Below are 18,205 nucleotides of genomic sequence, written 5' to 3'. Positions count from 1 at the left end.
CGTACTGCTCGTCCGCATCGTCGTTCCGTAAGAGAAGTGAGGGCAGATTGAGCATGCGCTTGCGCGCCGTGGCCATGGCCGCCGCAGCCGTGTTGGGCAGCGGCCTGATATCCGGCTGCGGCGATGGCGAGACCACTCCGGTGCTTCTGCGGAGCGGAACCACGCTCGGGGTGGCCTGGTACCTGTGGGCCTGGGAGCAGAAGGGCAGCCTGTGCATGTGGACGGGCACCCCGGCCGGCCCCGACGGCGGCGACATCACACCGCCCCCGAACGCGGTGACGGGCGGGCAGTGCGACTACACCGACACGTACCCGGCCGCCACGTACTACATGGGTGCCGAAGGCGGAACGGACGGGAAAGACGATTTCACCGTCTCGCTCGTCTTCGGACCGCTGCCCTCTGACGCCACCCATATCAAGGTGGCGACTCAACTGACCCTCACCACCCAGCCCTTCCCCAGCGGTAAGGGTCTGCCGACCGGTCGGTACTGGGTGTGGGTCGACTCGTACGTGCCACCGGCTTCGGTGGGCAGCGTGCTCGACGTCCCGCAACCGCTCGACGATCAGGGCAAGCCGGTGGCGTTCCAGATCTTCTGAGGCGTACGGGTCACGCCGAGGACCCGCGCGCCAGGCACGGCTCGTGCGCGCGGCGGGTCGGCGGGGCTGCGGTCGCGGCGGGCTGCGCGGCCGGCTCGACCGGACGGATGTGCTGGCCGCGCGGGACGAAGCGGCCGCCGAGCGCGATGGCCAGGCAGACCACGCCCGCGGTCAGCGCGTAGCCGAGGTGCATGGACGAGGCGGTGCTGACGAAGCCGATCGCCACCGGGCCGAGCAGCAGGCCGCTGTAGCCCATCGTGCTCGCCGCGGCGATGGCGCGCTCGGTCTGCGCACCTCCGGCCGCGCCCGCGAGGGACATGACCAGCGGCGTCACCGTGCAGACCGCCAGGCCCACGGCCGCGAAGCCGACCAGCCCGACCATCGGCACCGGGGCTGCGGCGACCAGGGCGAACGCGGCGGCGGAGGCCAGTCCGGCGGTGATGATCAGCCTTCGCGCGCCGAAGCGCAGGGTGAGCCGGTCGGCCCGCATCCGCCCGACGAACATGCAGGCCTCGAACATCGGGTAGCCGAGCGCCGCCACGACCTCGGTCGCGCCCAGCGTGTCGTGCAGGTAGACGCCGCTCCAGTCGGCCACGGCGCCCTCGGCCAGGTAGCTGCAGAACACCAGCGCGCCGAAGAGGAAGACGAGCATGGGCAGGCGAGGCTTCGGCGCGGCGCGGCGCGCGGCCTGGTGCCGGGCCGAGCCGGCCGGGTCGGCTGCGTCGGACGCGCCGTGTGAATCAGTAGGCGGATCAGCGGACGGACCAGTGGACGGATCGGCGCCGAGATACGTCGGCCCGACGGCCAGCACCGCGGGCAGCAGCAGCACCGCCACCACGCACAGCGCGGCGGTGAAGCCGAGTCCGATCCAGGCCGTGACCGCGCCGAGCAGACCGCCGGCGACGGCGCCGAGCGACCAGCCCGCGTGCATCCGGCCCATCAGCGGACGTCCGTAACGCCGCTCGACCGTGGACGCCTGGGTGTTCATCGCCACGTCGACCAGGCCGAAGCAGAGACCGAAGACGAGCCCGGCGGCGATGAGCAGCGCGTAGTTCGGGGCCAGCCCGACCAGCGCGAGGCTCACCGCGGTCGCGGGCAGCGCCGCGCGCAGCACCCGGCGGCTGCCGTGGCGGCCGAGGATCCGGCCGGCCAGCAGCATCGTGATCAGCGCGCCCACGCCCCAGCCCAGGACCTCAAGGCCCAGCTGTGCGTCGGACAGGCCGAGTTTGCTCTGCAGCGCGGGCATGCGCACGGTCCAGACCGCGCACAGCGCGCCGGCCAGCGCGAAGGTGGCGCGGGCGCCGAAGCTGGCTCGGGAGAGTCGGCGTTCGGGAGACACGGTTACCAAGCTCCTTGGGTGCGGCGCCGGGCGCCGCGGAAGTACAGCAGTGGATTGCCGGAGAAGTCGATTGCGGGGGAGACGAAGGCGGCGGCCGCGCACGGCGGACGCGGCCCGAGCGAGACGGAGGCCGAGGTCAGGACCCTGGGAAAACCGGGTCCGTGGAGACGAGAGCCGGGAGTCGAGAGCGAGGAGACGCTAGGAGACGAGCGCCAGCAGGCGTCGTCGCAGTGCCTCGAGCCGCTCGGGCCCGAGCAGAGCCTGGTCGAGTTCGGCCGCCTCCCAGACGCCGTCGGCGGCGAGCCGGGCGAGCTGCGCGAGCTCGGGATCGGGCTCCTCGTCGAGGCCCTGGGTCATCCAGCGCCGCTGCGCCGCGGTGAGCGGAACGCGCAGCGCCGGGTCGGTGGCCGAGGCCGAGAGCGCGGCCCAGCGGCGTCGCGCCAGTTCCGCGTCCTGGCCCGCAAGCACGGCGAAGGTGGCCTCGATGTACGCGCGGGTGTACCACCCGGGACGCTCGAGCCGGAAGGACTCGACCAGCTCGTCGAAGCCCGCGATCAGGCGTTCGATCATGGCCGTGATCAGGGCGTCCTTGCTGGCGTAGTGATAGAGCAGGCCGCCCTTGCTCACTCCCGCGCGCTGCGCCACGGCGGCCAGGGTCAGCCCCTGGGTGCCGCGCTCGCCGAGCACGGCCTCGGCGGAGTCGAGCAGGCGATCGCGGACCATGCTTCTACTGTACCGGCTGGACGGTACAGTCCGCCACCGGATATCCCGCGCCTGCGCCTGCCACCGTGCCCACCGCCCTAAGATGCGACCCATGAAGACCGGTATCGGCGCGCCCGTGTCCGGCGCGTGGGCCGGGCCGGAGTCGCTGTCGCACGTCTCCGGTCTGGCCGAGGAGCTCGGCTACCACGCGCTGTGGACCTTCAGCCGCCTGCTCATGCCCGCCGACCAGGGCGGCGAACGGGTCGGCGACCCGGTCTACCGCAGCGTTCTCGACCCGCTGGTGGCGCTCGGGTTCGCGGCGGCGCGCACCAGCCGGGTGCGGCTCGGGGTGGCGGTGGTGAACCTGCCGTTCCTCTCCCCCACCTACCTGGCCAAGCAGGCGTCCACGCTCGACGTGCTTTCCGGCGGGCGGTTCGACCTCGGGCTCGGCATCGGCTGGTCGCCGCTGGAGTTCACCGCGTCGGGCGCGTCCACGGCGCGGCGCGGGGCGCGTACGGCGGAGTACCTGGAGGTGCTGCGCACGCTCTGGTCGGACGAGGTCCCGGCCCGGTACGACGGCGAGTTCTACACGCTGCCGGAATCCCGGATGGACCCGAAGCCGGTGCAGCGCCCCGGGCCGCCGGTGCTGCTCGGCGGGATCACGCCGGTGGCGCTGCGGCGGGTCGGGCGGCTCGCGGACGGGTGGGTGAGCGCCAGCGCCACCCGGCTGGCCGGGATCGCCGGGCAGATCGGGCTCGTACGCGAAGCCGCCGAGCAGGCCGGGCGCGACCCGGCGGCGCTGCGCTTCGTCTGCCGCGGCGTGGTGCGCTTCGACCCGTCCGGTGCGGGCGCGACGGACGGGGCGGGCGAGCGGCTGCTGCTGTCCGGCTCGGCCGAGCGGATCCGCGAGGACACCGCCTGGCTGGGCACGCAGGGTGTGACCGAACTCTTCTATGATCTGAACTGGGATCCGCACATCGGCGATCCGGCGGCCGATCCGGCCGGCGCGGCCGACCGCGCGGAGGAGATCATCAGGGCACTGGCTCCGGTCTGATCCGGCCGGGCCGGGCCGGACCGAGGGGAGCTTGACCGTGCCCGAGGAAGAACCCGAAGAAGCCGCCGCCGTCGAAGCCCTGAGCGAGACCGCCCGGCGCCAGGTGCACAACCAGGCGGTGATCGACGATTTCCGGGCGGCCGACGGCGCCGTCGGCGGCTTCTACGCCGAGATTCCGCTGCTGCTGGTCCATCACGTCGGCGCCAGGTCCGGCACCCGCTACGTCACCCCGCTGGCCTACCTGACCGCGGGCGAGGCCTTCGTGCTGCTGGCCGCGAACGGCGGCCGCGACCGGAATCCGGGCTGGTACCACAACCTGGTGGCGCACCCGGAGACGGTGATCGAGGTCGGCGGCCGCACGGTGGAGGTCACCGCGCGCGAGGCCGCGGGTGCGGAGCGGGAGACGCTGGTCGAACGCGCGCGCACCGAGACGCAGCTGTTCGGCGGGTTCGAGGGCCGGACGCGGCGGCGCATCCCGATCCTCGTGCTCGATCCCGTACAGCCCTGAACCAGGGGCCTGGTACGCACCTGCCTCAGGCCTCTGGCTCGTCCTGGGCCACGCCCTCGAGCAGGTCGAGCGCGTCCTGCAGGCCGTCCTCCATGCCGGAGGCCAGGTGCGCGTCCCGGAACTCCTTGGTCCGGTGCGTCACCAGGATCTCCAGCACGGTGCGCCCGTCCTTCTCGGTGAAGGTGGCCGCGCTCAGCGACTCGGCCTGCGGGGCGCCGGAGTAGATCTCCGTGGACACCAGCCGCTCGTCCGGCACGATCTCGCGGTACTCGCCGTGGAAGGAGAACGCGAAGCCGCCGGCCGCGGTCATCGCGTAGCGCCAGGCGCCGCCGACGCGCAGGTCCACCTCGATGGACTCGATCGTGCCGCGGTTGGCGTGCCACCAGCGCCTGATCAGCTCGGGTTCGGTGTAGGCCCGGTAGAGCAGGTGCCGGGGCGCGTCGAACTCGCGGGTGATCAGGATCTGGGTGTCGCTCGGGGTGGTCACGACGGCGCGCCGGGCGCCACCGGGGTTCGTCGTCAGGTCATGGCTGGTCATGGTCGTCCTCCTGGGATGACTCGGGTGACTCGGGTTGCTGTCCGGGCCCGCGCTCGGCGCGCAGGTCCTCGAGGACCGTGTCGAGCAGGTCGAAGCGCTCGGACCAGAGCCGCTCGTACCCCTTGACCCAGTCGTACACGGCCCGCAGCGGACCGGCCTCGAGCCGGTATATCCGCGCCCGGCCCTCGTCGCGCACCCCGACCAGCCCGACCTCGCGCAGCACCCGCAGGTGCTTGGACACGACGGGTTGGGCCACGCCGAGGTGCTCGACCAGGTCGGTCACGCTGCGTTCCCCACCCGCGAGGGCGTCGAGGATCTCCCGCCGCCGGGGTTCGGCGACGGCGTTGAACGCGTCGGTGGTGGTCGCCGCTCTCGCCATGACCCCATCGTATGCCTATATCGGCATACGTCAAGCGGCGCGCCGCGCACCGCCCGCACCGAGCGCGCGGGCGGCGGCGAACGCGGTATCAGCGCAGGTCGCGCTTGAGCACCTTGCCGGAGGCGTTGCGCGGCAGCCGCTCGACCAGCCGGATCTCGCGCGGGCACTTGTACCCGGCCAGCGAGGCCCGGCAGAACGCGATGACCTCCTCGGCCTCCAGCTCCGCACCCGGCCGCGGCACCAGCACGGCCACGATCTCCTCGCCGAGCCGCTCGTCGGGCCGCCCGATCACCGCGGCCTCGAGCACGCCGGGGTGGCGGTAGAGCACCTCCTCGACCTCGCGCGGGTAGACGTTGAACCCGCCCCGGATCACCAGGTCCTTGATCCGGTCGACGATGAAGTAGAAGCCGTCCTCGTCCGCGTAGGCCACGTCGCCGGTGTGCAGCCAGCCGTCGGCCAGGGCCTCGGCGGTGGCCGACGGGTCCTCGTGGTAGCCGGTCATCACCACGTGGCCCTTGATCAGCAGCTCGCCGGCGTGCTCGGGCCCGGTGCCCTCGGCGCCCTCGATCTTCGCCTGCACGCCCCACAGCGGCTTGCCGATGGAGCCGACCCGGCGCGCGTCCGGCCGGTTGAGGAACCCGGCCGCGCCGGTCTCCGACATGCCGAAGCCCTCCAGCACGTCCACCCCGAAACGCGCTTCGAAGCCTTCGATCAGGGCTCTAGGCATGGGCGCGCCGCCGCAGGAGGCCACTCGGAACCGCTCGAGGCGACGCTCGCCGAGGTCGGCGGTGAGCAGCGCGTGGTACATGGTGGGCACCCCGAGCGTGATGGTGACGCCGTGCTGCTCCATCGCGTCGAGTACGGCCTCGACGTCGAACCTGCGCACCAGGCTCATCGTGGAGCCGTGCCGCACGACGCTGTTGACCGCGCAGGAGAGCCCGTATATGTGGAACAGCGGCAGCACCACCAGGGTGACGTCCTCGGGCACGGCCCCGAAGACCTCCGGGGGGATCGTGCAGCTCATGTAGAGCTGGAAGTGGCTGAGTTCGGCGCCCTTGGGCTTGCCGGTGGTGCCGCTGGTGTAGATGATCACGGCGGTGTCCTGCGGCTCGGTCGCCGCCACGTCGGCCACCCGGTCCGCCGCGTCGCACAGGGCCGCCACCTCCACCGGATCGGCGAAGTGCCGCAGGGCGCCCGAATGCGCGACCAGATACTCCGTCTCGGAGGCCGTGAGCAGCGGGTTGACCGGGACCATGACGAGGCCCGCTTTGAGGATCCCGTAGTAGGCCACCAGGAACTCGGGCACGTTCGGCAGCTGCACCGCGACCCGGTCGCCGCGGGTGAGCCCGGCGTCGATCAGCTTCGCGGCGAAGCGCCCGCTCTGCTCGTCCAGCTCACGGTAGGGGATGTCCCGGGTGGCGGTGCGGCAGACGAACTTTTCCGGCGTGGCCAGCGCGGACTCGTGCAGGGTGGTGGCCAGGTTGAAGGCCATGTCGGCTCCCTTGTCTCGGTCTCTCGTCCGTTCCGGCGGGTCGGTGTCCCGGTGTTCCGGTCAGCCCTCAGCGGCCCGGCGGCGCAGTTCGGCCTTGGCCAGCGAACGGCGGTGCACCTCGTCCGGGCCGTCGGCCAGCCGTAGGGTGCGCGCGCCGGCCCACAGCTCGGCCAGCGGGAAGTCCTGACTCACCCCGCCGCCGCCGTGCGCCTGGATCGCCTTGTCCAGCACCCATTCCGTCATCGAGGGTACCGCGATCTTGATCGCCTGGATCTCGGTGTGCGCGCCCTTGTTGCCGACGGTGTCCATCAGCCAGGCGGTCTTGAGCACCAGCAGCCTGGCCTGCTCGATCCGCACCCGCGACTCGGCGATCCACTCCCGGATCACGCCCTGCTCGGCCAGCGGGCGGCCGAAGGCGACCCGGTGCGCGACCCGGTCGCACATCAGCTCAAGGCCGCGTTCGGCCATGCCGATCAGCCGCATGCAGTGGTGGATGCGGCCGGGCCCGAGCCTGGCCTGGGAGATGGCGAAGCCCTCGCCCTCCCCCGCGATCAGGTTCGCGGCCGGCACCCGGGCGCCGTGGAAGCGCACCTCGGCGTGGCCGCCGTGCCACTCGTCCCGGTATCCGAACACGTGCATAGGCCGGACGATCTCCACCCCGGGGGTCTCCCGCGGCACCAGGATCATCGACTGCTGACGGTGGCGCGGGGCGTCCGGGTCGGTCTTGCCCATGACGATCAGGATGCGGGCGTTCGGGTTCATCGCGCCGGAGGCGTACCACTTGCGCCCGTCCAGCACGTAGTCCCCGCCCTCGCGCCGGATCCTGGTCTCGATGTTGGTCGCGTCGGAGGAGGCCACGTCGGGCTCGGTCATGCAGAACGCGCTGCGGATCTCGCCGTCCAGCAGGGGCCGCAGCCACTGCTCCTTCTGCTCCGGGGTGCCGAACTGGGCGAGCACCTCCATGTTGCCGGTGTCGGGCGCGGAGCAGTTGACCGCCTCGGGGGCCAGCCGCGGACTGCGGCCGGTGATCTCGGCCAGCGGGGCGTAGGAGAGGTTCGGCAGTTCGCGGAAGAAGTTCCACAGGCCGCGCTCGCGGGCGGCGGCCTTGAGCTCGCGCATCAGGGCCGAGGTGGCGAACGGGTCGTCAGCCGACGCGGCGGTCGCGGCGTCGGCCTCGGCCACCCGCCGCTCGGCCGGGTAGACGTGCGAGTCCATGAACGCCAGCAGCTCGCCGCGCAGCTTCTCGGTGGTGGCGTCGAAGGCGAAGTCCATCGGTGTCAGTGTCCTTCCGTGAGGATCGCGTGCCCGCGGGCGACGAGCACCGGCACGGCGGCGCCGAGCCGTTCGAAGCCCGCGCCGACGGTCTGGCCGGCCTGGAAGCGGTAGTGGATGCCCTCGGCGATGACCGCGAGCTTGAAGGTGGCGAAGGCCAGGTACCAGGGCAGGTGCTCGAGCCCGGCGCCGCCCTCGGCGAGGTAGGGCTCGAGCAGCGCCGAGGTGGCCGGGAACTCGGCGCCGGGCGGGACCTTCCCGAACAGGCCCTGGCCGGTGACCAGCAGCTCCCAGTACAGCAGCAGCGCGCCGATGTCGGTGAGCGGATCGCCGAGGGTGGCCATCTCCCAGTCGACCACGGCGGCGATCCGGTCGTCCGGGCCGAAGATCACGTTGTCCAGCCGGTAGTCCCCGTGCACGATCGCGGCCCGCGGGGTGGGCGGGAGCGCGGCGGCGAGCCGGTCGCGCAGTTCGTCGATCCCGGGCAGCTCGCGGCTGCGCGAGGCGTCGAGCTGCTTGCTCCACCGGCGCAGCTGCCGCTCCAGGTAGCCCTCGGGGTGGCCGAAGTCGGCCAGCCCCACCTGCGCCGGGTCGGTGGTGTGCAGCCGGGCTAGCACCCGGCCGAGCTCCCCGGCCAGGGTGGTCAGCCGGTCCAGGCCCAGCGCGGCGGCGGAGGCGGCCGAGCGGTAGACCTCGCCCTCGACGTAGCGCATGACGTAGAAGGGCGCGCCGAGTACGGACGGGTCCTGGCACAGCAGGTCCGGGCGCGGCACCGGCACCGAGGTGTCGGCCAGCGCGCTCAGCACGCGGTACTCTCGGGCCATGTCGTGCGCGGTGGCCAGCACGTGGCCGAGCGGCGGGCGGCGTACGATCCAGGATCCGCCCTGCCCGCGGACCAGGTAGGTCAGGTTGGACCGGCCGCCCGCGATGAGCTCGGCGGTGAGCGGCCCGTGGCCGAGGTGGGCCGAGAGGGCGCGCAGGTCGAGCCCGGGCGGGGAGCCGTCGGCGGCTGGTTCGTCGGTCATGGCGCGTCCTTCCGAGCTTCCGGGGTACCGGAGCTAAGCGATTGCTTACACTGGATCCCCTCGGCCGCATCGCCGAGGACGCCGCGCACCGCAGGAGGACGCCGATGCCCCAATCCGACGCAGGACTCGACCCGGCGCAGGAGCAGGGACTCGTCGAGGCGTGGGACCGGGCCGCGGCCCCCGCGGCGCGGCGGCTGATGATAGCGGCGGTGGAGGCGTTCGCCGCCCGCGGCTACCACGGCACCTCCACCCGCGACATCGCCGACCGGGCCGGGCTGAGCCCGGCGGGCGTGTACGTGCACTTCGCGTCCAAGGAAGAGCTCTTCTACCGGATCACCCTGGTGGGCCATCAGCAGACGCTGCGCAGCGCCCTCGAGGCCGAGGCGGCGTCCGGTCCTGCCGCGTCCGCGGCCGAGCGGCTGCGCGCGGTGGTCGCGGCGCAGACCGCGTTCGAGGCGCGCCACCACACCACCGCGCGGGTGATCGAGTACGACCTGCCCTGCCTGTCCCCGGAGCACTTCATCGAGGTCAATGCCCTGCGGCGGCAGATCACCGCGGTGGTGCGGGGCATCTTGGCCGACGGGGTGAAGTCGGGCGAGTTCGACGTGCCGGACGTGGACGGGACCGCGCTGGCGCTGCTGTCCATGGTCACCGACGTGGCCCGCTGGTTCCCGGCCAACAGCCGGCAGACCCCGGAGCAGCTCGGCCGGCTCTACGCCGACCTCGCGCTGCGGATGGCCGCGCCGCACGGGACCCGCGCGGCGGACGCCCCGGGGCACTGATCAGACCCCCGCCTTGAGCAGCAGGCCGCCGTCGACCACCAGGGTCTGCCCGGTGATCCAGCCCGCGTCGGCCGAGGCCAGGAAGGCGACGGCGCCGGCGACGTCCTCGGGTACGCCGAGCCGGCCGAGCGCGTAGCCGGCCGCCACCTTCTCCTCCCGGCCCTCGTAGAGCGCGGCGGCGAAGGAGGTCTTGACCACGGCCGGCGCGACCGCGTTGACCCGGACCAGGGGGCTGAGTTCGTCCGCGAGCTGCGCGGTGAGCTGGATCAGCGCGGCCTTGCTGGCGGCGTAGGCGCCGATGCCGGCGGCCGGGCCGAGGCCGGCCACCGAGGCCACGTTGACCACGCTGCCGCCGTGCTCGCCGAAGGAGGCCCGGTGCGCGGCGCGGACCCAGCCGAGGGTGCCGATCACGTTGACGTCGAAGACCTTGCGGAACGCGGCCGGGTCGAGCTCGAGCATCGGACCGTAGGCCGGGTTGATGCCGGCGTTGTTGACCAGGATCTCGAGCGAGCCGAACGCGGCGATCGCGGCGGCGACGGCCTCCTCCTGGTGCGCCGGGTCGTCCGCCTTGCCGGGCACGGCGATGGCGTGCTCGGGCCCGCCGAGCGAGGCCACGGCCGCCTCCAGCGCCTCCGGCTTGCGCGCGGTCAGGCACACCCGGGCGCCCTCGGCCACCAGCCGCTGCGCGATGCCGAGCCCGATGCCGCGGCTGGCCCCGGTGATCAACGCCGTCTTCCCCTGCAGGTCGCGCACCCTTGCTCCCGTTCACTCGATGGCCGCCGCGTGAGCGCCACGCGGAACTAAGCGTTTGCTTAGGATGCCTCGCCCGACCAGGCCTGTCAACGACCGACCTGGCTTGACAGGGCTGCGGCCGACGGTGATGCTAAGCGAACGCTTACCTCGGGAGCGGCCCGGGGCGAGACCAGGACACGCGGCGCGCGAACGCGGCGACCGCGGCACCGCGACACGCGGGCGAGACCGGGAGGACCGATGGAGCTGGACGGCGCGGGGGTTGTGGTCACCGGGGCCGCGGCCGGCATCGGCGAGGCGCTGGCGCGCCGGTTCGCCGCGGCCGGGGCGCGGGTGGTGGTGGCCGACCTGGACGGGCCCGGCGTCACCCGGGTGGCGGAGTCGATCGGCGCCCTGGCCGTGCCCGGCGACGCCGCGTCGGCCGAGGGCGTCGCGCACCTGGTCGCCGCCGCGCGGGCCCACCTCGGCGAGATCGACCTGTACTGCGCCAACGCGGGCGTCGGCGGCGCGTCGAGCCTGGACGACGAGGCCGGCTGGGACCTGGCCTGGCAGGTCAATGTCCTGGCTCACGTGCGGGCCGCCCGGGAACTGCTGCCGGCCTGGCTCGAGCGCGGCAGCGGCCGCTTCCTGGCCACGGTCTCGGCGGCCGGGCTGCTGACCATGCTCGGCGCGCCGGCCTACTCGGCGACCAAGCACGGGGCGCTGGCGTTCGCCGAGTGGCTCTCGGCCACCTACGCCGACCGCGGCGTGGTCGTGCAGGCGCTGTGCCCGCAGGGAGTGCGCACCGCGATGCTCGAGGCCTCGGGCAAGGCCGGGGAACTGCTGCTGGCCGAGACCGCGATCACCCCCGAGGCGGTGGCCGACGCGGTGATGGCGGGCCTGGACGGCGAATCCTTCCTGATCCTGCCGCATCCCGAGGTGGCCGCGTACTACGCCGGCCGGGCCGCCGACACCGACCGCTGGCTGGCCGGAATGCGCCGGGCGCAGCGTCTACTGGACTGACCTGACTACCATGTCGTTCTCATGAAAGAGATGGCGGGAACAGGCGGCTCGAGAGCGGCGACGAGCACGACGGTGACCTACGCCTGGCGCGGCGAGTTCGACAGCGCCGACGTGGAGGCCCTGCACGGCGAGGGCTTCGGCCACCGGCCGGTGGCCTACGACTGGTTCGCGCAGGTGAGTCGGCACAGCCTCGGCTGGGTCTGCGCGTACCGCGACGCGCGGCTGATCGGCTTCGTCAACGTGGCCTGGGACGGGGCGGGGCACGCCTTCATCCTGGACACCGTGGTCAGCGCGGACGAGCAGCACCGCGGCGTCGGCGCGCGGCTGGTCGCGCTGGCCACCCAGCACGCCAGGGACGCCGGGTGCGAGTGGCTGCACGTGGACTTCGAACCGCACCTGCGCGCGTTCTACCTCGAGTCCTGCGGGTTCACCGCGGCCGACGCCGGCCTCATCCGGCTCACCCCAGGCGCCTGATCCCGCGCAGCACCTGCCAGCGCGGGCTGTATCTGACTTCGACGAGGTCGCCGACCCCGAGCTTCTTGTACAGGTCGCGCGGCACGATGTAGCTCGCGGCCTCCTCGCCCCCGCCGTCCACGCTGCAGCAATGCAGGCTCTGATCCTCGGACTGGTCGTCTGGCTGTGTCCACTTCTTGACGAGCTGGCCGCGGTAGACCACGCGCCGCGCATAAGGCCGGCGGCTGAGATACGCCGGCAGCCAGAACAGCGTGCCGAGGACGAAGAGCGTGGCCGGAGCGAGGGCGACCAGGTCGCCGCGCACACCGTGCAGCCCCAGCAGGCCCACCGCCGTGCACGGGACGGTGATGATCAGGGTGCTGAAGAACGAGCCGAGCAGCCGGCGCGGCCGGCCGCGCGCGGGACGGGTGAAGGGCCCGACGGTCACCACCCGCCAGCGTCCGGTGAACGAGGACCAGGCCTGCCCGGCCGGAAGCGGCGTGCCGTCCTTCTCCAGCAGGGCCTGCGGCGCGCTCGGCGGCAGCGCCTGCGGCTCGGCCGCCTCGGTTCGGGCCCAGGCGGCGACCTCCCGGCCGTAGGGCGTGGGGAGCGCCGCGGTCAGGACGGCCGTGACCAGGAGCGCAAACAGGAAGGTGAGCAGCCCGGCGCCCATCGCCCCGCCCGCGCGGTTCGCCGTGTCGGCCGCGGCGCCGAGCACCCCGGCCGCGACCGCGGGCAGCAGGGCCAGCGGGTATCGCAGCACCTTGCGTATGCGGCGGCGGGTCAGCCCGGCGGCGACCGCCTCGGCGCTGAGCGCCTTGGCGAAGCCGCGCATCCAGTTGTGCCGGTCCTCGCCGAAGTCGAGCAGGACCGCGAGCGGCACCGTCGGCATGGCGCGGCTGCACGCCCGGACCCGGTCAAGCACCAGCACTTCCGAGCGCGGCAGCCGGTCGGTGCCCGGAGCCGGCAGCAGCCGCGCGGTCGAGCTCGCCGCGTCTCCCGGCGTGATCTCCAGCCACCCGCGCTCGGCCAGGGACACCAGCGTGCGCTCGAACGCGAGCCGCCGGCGGTCTACGTGGCCTGACATGTATGTCGCCAGCCCGGCCGGGATCCCCTCCGGGCCGGGCGAAACGTCCTGCGGACCCACCATGACTCTCCACGGTAGAGCCTGCCGGGCGTGTGCGTCGCGTACTAGAGCGCTGTTCCCACGTAGTTCAGCGCGAGTTCGGCGGCCGCGTGCGGGGACGCGGCGATCCGGTCGAGCTGGGAGATCTGCAGCCGGGTGTCGAAGGGGTTCTGGTCCGGCGCGACGTGCAGCGTCGTGGTCATGAAGTAAGAGAACTGCTCCGCCCGCCAGACCCGGCTCAGGCACTGGCGCGAGTAGGCGTCGAGGCCGTCGCTCGAGCCGGTGCGGTGCAGTTGCCCGAAGGCGCGGGCGAGCACCGTGACGTCGGCGGCGGCGAGGTTCAGGCCCTTGGCGCCGGTCGGCGGCACGATGTGGCCGGCGTCTCCGGCGAGGAAGATCCGGCCCCAGCGCAGCGGTTCGGTGACGCTGCTGCGCAGCGGCAGCACGGCGCGCTGGGTGATCGGGCCGCGCGCGAGCTTCCAGTCCCCGTCGACCGCGAAGCGCGCGTCGAGCTCGTCCCAGATCTCCTCGTCGCTCCAGGCCTGGGGGTCGGTGCCGTTGGGGACCTGGAGGTAGAGCCGGCTGACGGTGTGCGAGCGCATGCTCAGCAGTGCGAAGCCGCGCGGCGAGTGGGCGTAGACGAGCTCGTCGTTCGACGGCGGCACGTCGGCCAGGATGCCGAACCACGAGTACGGATAGACGCGCTCGTAGGTGGTGAGCTCGCCGTCCGGGATCGCGTCGCGCACCACGCCGTGGAAGCCGTCGCAGCCCACGACGTAGTCGCAGCGCAGGGTGCGCTCGGCGCCCGCGTGGGTGTAGTGGACGACCGGGCGGTCGGTGTCCGCGCCGGTGACCTCGGTGACCTGCGCCTCGAACAGAAGCGGGGCGCCGTCGGCGAGCTGGAGTTCGATCAGGTCCTTGACGACCTCGGTCTGCGCGTAGATCCAGACCTGCTTGCCCCCGGTCAGCCCGGGGAAGTCGATGCGGTGGCGGCGCCGGTCCCAGCTGAGCTCGATCCCGTCGTGCACGATGCCCTCGCGTTCGAGGCGTTCGCCCGCGCCGCTGGCGCGCAGCACGTCCACGGTGGACTGTTCGAGCACGCCCGCGCGCTGGCGCTGCTCCACGTAGGCGCGCTCGCGCGACTCCAGGACGACGCACTCGACGCCGGCCTGGTGCAGCAGCCGGGCCAGCAGCAGGCCGGCCGGTCCGCCGCCGACGATGCCGACGGTGGTGCTCTCGGGTATGACGGGGTTCTGGCTCACGGTGCGCTCGTTCATCGTTCCTCTTCGGCTTCCAACACCCGCCGGGCGACGGCGAAGGCGGAGTTCGCGGCGGGTACGCCGCAGTAGACGGCGCTCTGCAGCAGGACCTCGCCGATCTCGTCCGGGGTCAGGCCGTTGTTGCGCGCGGCCCGCACGTGCATGGCGAGTTCGTCCAGGTGGCCGTGCGCGACGAGCGCGGTCAGGGTGATGCAGCTGCGGGTGCGCCGGTCGAGACCCGGGCGGGTCCAGATCTCGCCCCAGGCGTAGCGCGTGATCAGGTCCTGGAAGGGCGCGGTGAACGCGGTCGTGTTCGCCACGGCCCGGTCCACGTGCGCGTCGCCGAGCACGGCCCGGCGCACGCTCATGCCCGCGGCGTGGCGGCGCGCGTCGTCGCCCGGCGCGGACTCGAAGTGCTCGAGCAGCGCGGCCGCGACGCGCTCGGGCGCCTCGGCCGGGGCGAGGTGGCCGACGCCCGCGAGCTCGAGCAGCGAACTGCCGACGATGCCGTCGGCCAGCTCCCGGGCGTGCACGGGCGGGGTGGCCGGGTCGAGCCGGCCGGCGATCACCAGCGTGGGGGCGGTGATCTCGGCCAGGTTCGCGGTGAGATCGAGGCCTGCGATTACGTCACAGCAGCCTGCGTAGGCGGTCGGATCCACGGTGGCGTGCGTGGCAACGAGGTCCCGGGCGACGGCCGAGTCGCGGATCTCGGCGCCGGCCGGGAACCAGCGGTTCAGGGCGCTGTCGGTGAGTTCGGCCATCGCGGCCTCGCGGCCGGAGCGCACCTTCTCGGCCCGCGCGTACCAGTTCGCCGGGTCGCCGAAGTGCGCGGAGGAGCACAGCACCGCGAGGGCGTGCACCCGCTCGGGGTGGTGCGCGGCGAGCCAGGTGCCGACCGCGCCGCCGAGCGAGTCGCCCGCATAGGCGAACCGGTCGAACCCGAGCCGGTCGGCCAGGTCCAGCACCAGGCGGCCGAGGTCGGCGATGCCGGTGGCGCCAGGCTCGGCCGCGGGGATCAGGTCCGCGGCGCTCCCGCCGTGTCCGGGCAGGTCCCAGCGCACCACCCGGCGGGTGCGCGCGAGCACCGGCGCGACCTGCGCCCACAGCGCGGTGGTGGTGCCGATGGAGGGGCCGAGCACGACCGGGACCGGCTCGGGCGCGGCGGCCGGGGGCGGCACGTCGGGGCCGTCCAGGACGTGGTGCACGGTGCGGGGAGCCGCGGTGGAATCAGACATCGCCTTCGTCTTTCTGCACGGCGCCGGCCGCCGCGCGGGTCAGCGCGCGGTCGGTGAGCTCGGCGGCCACGCCGAGGTATGCGGCCGGATCGGTCAGTTCGCCGAGCCGCTCGGGGGTGAGCGTCCCGGCATCGATCAGCCCGCTGATCTCAGGAAGCTGTCCGAGCGCCTCGGCGAGCGTGGTCCCGCCCTGCTCGGCGGCGCGGGCCGCGGCGGTGAGCACGGAGCGGGCGGCCTGGGCGCCGAGCAGTTCCTCGAGCACCTCGACCAGCCGCTCCGAGACGATCAGGCCCCGGGTGAGCTCCAGGTTGGCGGACATGCGCTCCGGGCGCGGCCGCAGCGTCTCGGCCAGGTGCGCGGCGAGCGCGGCCGCGGTGCCGGTCAGCCGCAGGGCCTCGCGCAGCGGCAGCCACTCGGCGTGCCAGGCGCCGGCCGGGCGTTCGTCCTCGGCGACCATCGAGCCGTAGAGCACGCTCGCCAGCGCGGGCAGCTGCCGGGCCGCCGCCGCGATGAGCGCGGCGTCGACCGGGTTCGCCTTGTGCGGCATGGCCGAGGAGCCGCCCGCGCCGTCGGTCTGGCGCACCTCGGCCAGCTCGGTCCGGCCGAGCACCAGCACGTCGGCGGCGAACTTGCCGAGCGCCCCGGCGGTGAGCGCGAGGGCCGCGCCGAGTTCGGCGATCGGGGTGCGCAGCACGTGCCAGGGCAGCGCCGGGGCGTCGAGTCCGGTCTCGGCGGCGAAGCGGTCGACGAGGGCGAACACGGTGTCCGGGCCGCCGGCCGAGGCGGTGAACGCGGCGAGCGTGCCGGCCGCGCCGCCGAGCTGGGCCGGCAGGTTCAGGGCACTGAGACGGTCGCGGGCGTCGAGCACCAGCGAGCGCCAGCCCGCGGCCTTGAGGCCGAAGGTGGTGGGGACGGCCTGCTGGGTCAGCGTGCGTCCGGCCATCGGGGTGGCCCGGTGCGCGGCGGCCAGCTCGGCCAGCGCCGCGGCGACCCGGTCGAGCTCGGCCAGGATCAGGGTCCTGACCCGCGTTGCCACCAGCATGGTCGCGGTGTCCATGATGTCCTGGCTGGTGGCGCCGCGGTGCACGGACCCGGCGTGCTCGGCGCCCACCGCCCGCCGCAGCTCGCCCACCAGCGGGATCACCGGGTTGCCGCCGCCCGACGCCAGGGCCAGGGCCCGCGCGTCGAAGCGCGGCGCCCGCGCGGCGGCGTCCACCGCGGCGGCCGCGGCCGGCGGCACCAGGCCGAGCCCGGCCTGGGCCCGGGTGAGCGCGGCCTCGGCGTCGAGCAGGGCCTTGAGATACGCGCCGTCGCCGGTCTCGGCCTCGACCCGCCCGCCCGGACGTCCCGGGGCGAGCAGGCCGACCTCGAGCGGCCCGGCGGGCTCAGCCGAAGTCAAGGAACACCGTCTCTTCGGCCTCCCCGCCCTGCAGGCGCACGTCGAAGCGCAAGACGCGGTCGGACTCGGGCCGGGCCAGCAGGGTGGCGCGCCGTTCGGGGCTGAGCCCTGCCAGCAGGGCGTCCTCGGGTGCGCCGGGGAAGTAGATCCGGGTGAACAGGTGGTGCAGCAGGCCTCGGGCGAAGACGCAGACCGCGAGGTACGGGGCGTCCGGCGCGGGGGCGAAGGTGCGCAGCGCCCAGTGCCCGTCCCCGTCGGTGCCGACCCGGCCGAAGCCGGTGAAGCGCACCCCGTCCCGGCCGAGCAGCCTGCCGTTGGAGGTGTCCACCCGCAGCGACCCGGGCGAACCGGCCCGCGAGCCGTCCGGCGCGGCCTGCCAGAAGTCCAGGATCGCGTCCGGGATCGGGTTGCCCTCGCCGTCGTAGACGAAGCCGTGCACGCTCACCGCGTCCGGGTGTCCGGCCGGAGCGACGTCGGAGCCGCCGGGGAACGGCAGGCCGTAGCCGAAGAACGGACCGACCGTCTGCGAGGGAGTGGGCTCCAGATTCTGGCTCACTGGTGGTCCTCCTCGAAGTAAGTGGCGCTCGGGCCGTCGAGCACGATGTCGAACCGGAAGCCGAGGGAGAAGTTCGAGACCGAGAGGCCGTGGTCGTAGGCCGCGATCAGCCGCTGCTGCGCGGCCGGGTCGGTCACCGACTGGAAGATCGGGTCGAAGGCGAAGAGCGGGTCGCCCGGGAAGTACATCTGGGTGACCAGGCGCTGGGTGAACGCGGTGCCGAAGACGGAGAAGTGGATGTGCGCAGGGCGCCAGGCGTTGACGTGGTTGCCCCACGGGTAGGGCCCGGGCTTGATCGTGGTGAAGGAGTAGTTGCCCTCCGCGTCGGTCAGGGCCCGGCCGGCGCCGGTGAAGTTGGGGTCGAGCGGGGCCGGGTGCTGCTCCTGCCGGTGCACGTACCGGCCGGCCGCGTTGGCCTGCCAGATCTCCACCAGCTGCCCGCGCACCGGACGTCCGGCGCGGTCGGTGACCCGGCCGGTGACGGTGATCCGCTCGCCGAGCGGCTCGCCGCTGTGCTGCCGGGTGAGGTCCGCGTCGAGCGCGGTGACATCGCCGGCGCCGAACACCGGGGTGTAGAGCTCGACCGCTTCCGGGTCGGTGACCACGGTCAGGGCCTGGCGCGGGTGGCGCAGGCCGCTGCTGCGGTAGGGCGGGTAGTCGCGCGAGGGGTGGCCGCCGGGAACGCGCACTCCGGCGTACTCGAGGATCTCCTCGTCGATCTCCTGCTGGGACGTCATC

20 protein-coding genes are annotated in these 18,205 nt (G+C 73.6%); 6 read left to right on the top strand and 14 right to left on the bottom strand.

Translation table 11 applies throughout. From position 1 onward, the window contains the following. Positions 1-47 precede the first annotated feature (47 nt). Entirely contained in the window at positions 48-596 is a 549-nt protein-coding gene (locus KDL01_RS05600) for a hypothetical protein (RefSeq protein ID WP_212527248.1), read from the top strand. 10 nt (positions 597-606) lie between these two features. Here KDL01_RS05600 and KDL01_RS05595 read toward each other — a convergent pair whose 3' ends face one another. Further along, positions 607-1,935: an MFS transporter gene (locus KDL01_RS05595; protein WP_212527247.1), complete on the bottom strand. Its 1,329-nt coding sequence runs from the start codon at positions 1,933-1,935 to the stop codon at positions 607-609. Between the two features lie 198 nt (positions 1,936-2,133). After that, positions 2,134-2,658: a TetR/AcrR family transcriptional regulator gene (locus KDL01_RS05590; protein WP_212527246.1), complete on the bottom strand. Its 525-nt coding sequence runs from the start codon at positions 2,656-2,658 to the stop codon at positions 2,134-2,136. A gap of 91 nt (positions 2,659-2,749) precedes the next feature. Between KDL01_RS05590 and KDL01_RS05585 the strand changes: the two genes are divergently transcribed. Beyond that, the gene (locus tag KDL01_RS05585; RefSeq protein ID WP_212527245.1) at positions 2,750-3,691 is read left to right on the top strand and encodes an LLM class flavin-dependent oxidoreductase; all 942 of its coding nucleotides are present in this window, start codon (positions 2,750-2,752) and stop codon (positions 3,689-3,691) included. Positions 3,692-3,728: 37 nt separating this feature from the next. Continuing rightward, positions 3,729-4,199, top strand: coding sequence for a nitroreductase/quinone reductase family protein (locus KDL01_RS05580; protein ID WP_212527244.1), 471 nt, complete (start codon positions 3,729-3,731; stop codon positions 4,197-4,199). 25 nt (positions 4,200-4,224) lie between these two features. Here the strand turns inward: KDL01_RS05580 and KDL01_RS05575 are convergent, their stop codons facing one another. From KDL01_RS05575 to KDL01_RS05555, 5 genes are all read right to left on the bottom strand, one after another. Continuing rightward, positions 4,225-4,737 (bottom strand): SRPBCC family protein, encoded by a 513-nt coding sequence (locus tag KDL01_RS05575; RefSeq protein ID WP_212527243.1) that lies wholly within the window; start codon positions 4,735-4,737, stop codon positions 4,225-4,227. Next, on the bottom strand, positions 4,724-5,116 hold the full coding sequence (locus KDL01_RS05570; RefSeq protein WP_212527242.1) for an ArsR/SmtB family transcription factor: 393 nt from the start codon (positions 5,114-5,116) through the stop codon (positions 4,724-4,726). The genes KDL01_RS05575 and KDL01_RS05570 overlap by 14 nt, the downstream gene beginning before the upstream one ends. Positions 5,117-5,204: 88 nt before the next feature. Beyond that, the gene (locus KDL01_RS05565) at positions 5,205-6,608 is read right to left on the bottom strand and encodes a class I adenylate-forming enzyme family protein (RefSeq protein WP_212527241.1); all 1,404 of its coding nucleotides are present in this window, start codon (positions 6,606-6,608) and stop codon (positions 5,205-5,207) included. Between the two features lie 60 nt (positions 6,609-6,668). Then, positions 6,669-7,880: an acyl-CoA dehydrogenase family protein gene (locus KDL01_RS05560; protein WP_212527240.1), complete on the bottom strand. Its 1,212-nt coding sequence runs from the start codon at positions 7,878-7,880 to the stop codon at positions 6,669-6,671. Positions 7,881-7,885: 5 nt separating this feature from the next. Further along, on the bottom strand, positions 7,886-8,905 hold the full coding sequence (locus KDL01_RS05555; protein WP_212527239.1) for a phosphotransferase family protein: 1,020 nt from the start codon (positions 8,903-8,905) through the stop codon (positions 7,886-7,888). 104 nt (positions 8,906-9,009) lie between these two features. On the opposite strand from KDL01_RS05555, the gene KDL01_RS05550 reads away from it, so the two are divergent. Then, positions 9,010-9,687 carry a TetR/AcrR family transcriptional regulator gene (locus KDL01_RS05550; RefSeq protein WP_212527238.1) on the top strand — a complete coding sequence of 226 codons (678 nt, stop codon included), beginning with the start codon at positions 9,010-9,012 and terminating at the stop codon, positions 9,685-9,687. Here the strand turns inward: KDL01_RS05550 and KDL01_RS05545 are convergent, their stop codons facing one another. Next, positions 9,688-10,440: an SDR family oxidoreductase gene (locus KDL01_RS05545; protein ID WP_212527237.1), complete on the bottom strand. Its 753-nt coding sequence runs from the start codon at positions 10,438-10,440 to the stop codon at positions 9,688-9,690. 237 nt (positions 10,441-10,677) lie between these two features. On the opposite strand from KDL01_RS05545, the gene KDL01_RS05540 reads away from it, so the two are divergent. Both KDL01_RS05540 and KDL01_RS05535 read left to right on the top strand, forming a co-directional pair. Further along, positions 10,678-11,439 (top strand): SDR family oxidoreductase, encoded by a 762-nt coding sequence (locus tag KDL01_RS05540; RefSeq protein WP_212527236.1) that lies wholly within the window; start codon positions 10,678-10,680, stop codon positions 11,437-11,439. A 21-nt stretch (positions 11,440-11,460) separates the two neighbouring features. Next, positions 11,461-11,913 (top strand): GNAT family N-acetyltransferase, encoded by a 453-nt coding sequence (locus tag KDL01_RS05535; RefSeq protein ID WP_212527235.1) that lies wholly within the window; start codon positions 11,461-11,463, stop codon positions 11,911-11,913. Here the strand turns inward: KDL01_RS05535 and KDL01_RS05530 are convergent. Genes KDL01_RS05530 through pcaH form a run of 6 tightly spaced genes read right to left on the bottom strand, consistent with a single transcriptional unit; the run spans position 11,897 to position 18,204 of the window. Further along, positions 11,897-13,042 carry a DUF2207 domain-containing protein gene (locus KDL01_RS05530; protein WP_212527234.1) on the bottom strand — a complete coding sequence of 382 codons (1,146 nt, stop codon included), beginning with the start codon at positions 13,040-13,042 and terminating at the stop codon, positions 11,897-11,899. The genes KDL01_RS05535 and KDL01_RS05530 overlap by 17 nt on opposite strands. Before the next feature lie 41 nt (positions 13,043-13,083). Beyond that, a complete protein-coding gene (locus KDL01_RS05525) occupies positions 13,084-14,295 on the bottom strand; it encodes a 4-hydroxybenzoate 3-monooxygenase (RefSeq protein WP_212527233.1) in 1,212 nt (403 codons plus the stop codon). Beyond that, on the bottom strand, positions 14,292-15,512 hold the full coding sequence (gene pcaDC / locus KDL01_RS05520; RefSeq protein WP_212527232.1) for a bifunctional 3-oxoadipate enol-lactonase/4-carboxymuconolactone decarboxylase PcaDC: 1,221 nt from the start codon (positions 15,510-15,512) through the stop codon (positions 14,292-14,294). The genes KDL01_RS05525 and pcaDC overlap by 4 nt, the downstream gene beginning before the upstream one ends. Continuing rightward, positions 15,505-16,911, bottom strand: coding sequence for a 3-carboxy-cis,cis-muconate cycloisomerase (gene pcaB, locus KDL01_RS05515; RefSeq protein WP_212527231.1), 1,407 nt, complete (start codon positions 16,909-16,911; stop codon positions 15,505-15,507). Before pcaB ends, pcaDC begins: the two co-directional genes overlap by 8 nt. Then, positions 16,898-17,467, bottom strand: coding sequence for a protocatechuate 3,4-dioxygenase subunit alpha (gene pcaG / locus KDL01_RS05510; RefSeq protein ID WP_307846114.1), 570 nt, complete (start codon positions 17,465-17,467; stop codon positions 16,898-16,900). The genes pcaB and pcaG overlap by 14 nt, the downstream gene beginning before the upstream one ends. Further along, entirely contained in the window at positions 17,464-18,204 is a 741-nt protein-coding gene (gene pcaH, locus KDL01_RS05505) for a protocatechuate 3,4-dioxygenase subunit beta (RefSeq protein WP_212527230.1), read from the bottom strand. Before pcaH ends, pcaG begins: the two co-directional genes overlap by 4 nt. Between the last annotated feature and the right edge of the window lies 1 nt (position 18,205).

The organism is Actinospica durhamensis, from assembly GCF_018139695.1.
In the GTDB taxonomy this organism is placed as follows: domain Bacteria; phylum Actinomycetota; class Actinomycetes; order Streptomycetales; family Catenulisporaceae; genus Actinospica; species Actinospica durhamensis.
Note: the sequence above shows the minus strand (reverse complement) of the source record. Positions and strands in the feature narration are given on the sequence as shown.

Bases quoted from the DNA above. Each gene is read 5' to 3' on its own strand.
- KDL01_RS05590 (WP_212527246.1), bottom strand. From the start codon at position 2,658: ATGGTCCGCGATCGCCTGCTCGACTCCGCCGAGGCCGTGCTCGGCGAG.
- KDL01_RS05585 (WP_212527245.1), top strand. From the start codon at position 2,750: ATGAAGACCGGTATCGGCGCGCCCGTGTCCGGCGCGTGGGCCGGGCCG.
- KDL01_RS05575 (WP_212527243.1), bottom strand. From the start codon at position 4,737: ATGACCAGCCATGACCTGACGACGAACCCCGGTGGCGCCCGGCGCGCC.
- KDL01_RS05570 (WP_212527242.1), bottom strand. From the start codon at position 5,116: ATGGCGAGAGCGGCGACCACCACCGACGCGTTCAACGCCGTCGCCGAA.
- KDL01_RS05565 (WP_212527241.1), bottom strand. From the start codon at position 6,608: ATGGCCTTCAACCTGGCCACCACCCTGCACGAGTCCGCGCTGGCCACG.
- KDL01_RS05560 (WP_212527240.1), bottom strand. From the start codon at position 7,880: ATGGACTTCGCCTTCGACGCCACCACCGAGAAGCTGCGCGGCGAGCTG.
- KDL01_RS05555 (WP_212527239.1), bottom strand. From the start codon at position 8,905: ATGACCGACGAACCAGCCGCCGACGGCTCCCCGCCCGGGCTCGACCTG.
- KDL01_RS05550 (WP_212527238.1), top strand. From the start codon at position 9,010: ATGCCCCAATCCGACGCAGGACTCGACCCGGCGCAGGAGCAGGGACTC.
- KDL01_RS05540 (WP_212527236.1), top strand. From the start codon at position 10,678: ATGGAGCTGGACGGCGCGGGGGTTGTGGTCACCGGGGCCGCGGCCGGC.
- KDL01_RS05535 (WP_212527235.1), top strand. From the start codon at position 11,461: ATGAAAGAGATGGCGGGAACAGGCGGCTCGAGAGCGGCGACGAGCACG.
- KDL01_RS05530 (WP_212527234.1), bottom strand. From the start codon at position 13,042: ATGGTGGGTCCGCAGGACGTTTCGCCCGGCCCGGAGGGGATCCCGGCC.
- KDL01_RS05525 (WP_212527233.1), bottom strand. From the start codon at position 14,295: ATGAACGAGCGCACCGTGAGCCAGAACCCCGTCATACCCGAGAGCACC.
- pcaDC (WP_212527232.1), bottom strand. From the start codon at position 15,512: ATGTCTGATTCCACCGCGGCTCCCCGCACCGTGCACCACGTCCTGGAC.
- pcaH (WP_212527230.1), bottom strand. From the start codon at position 18,204: ATGACGTCCCAGCAGGAGATCGACGAGGAGATCCTCGAGTACGCCGGA.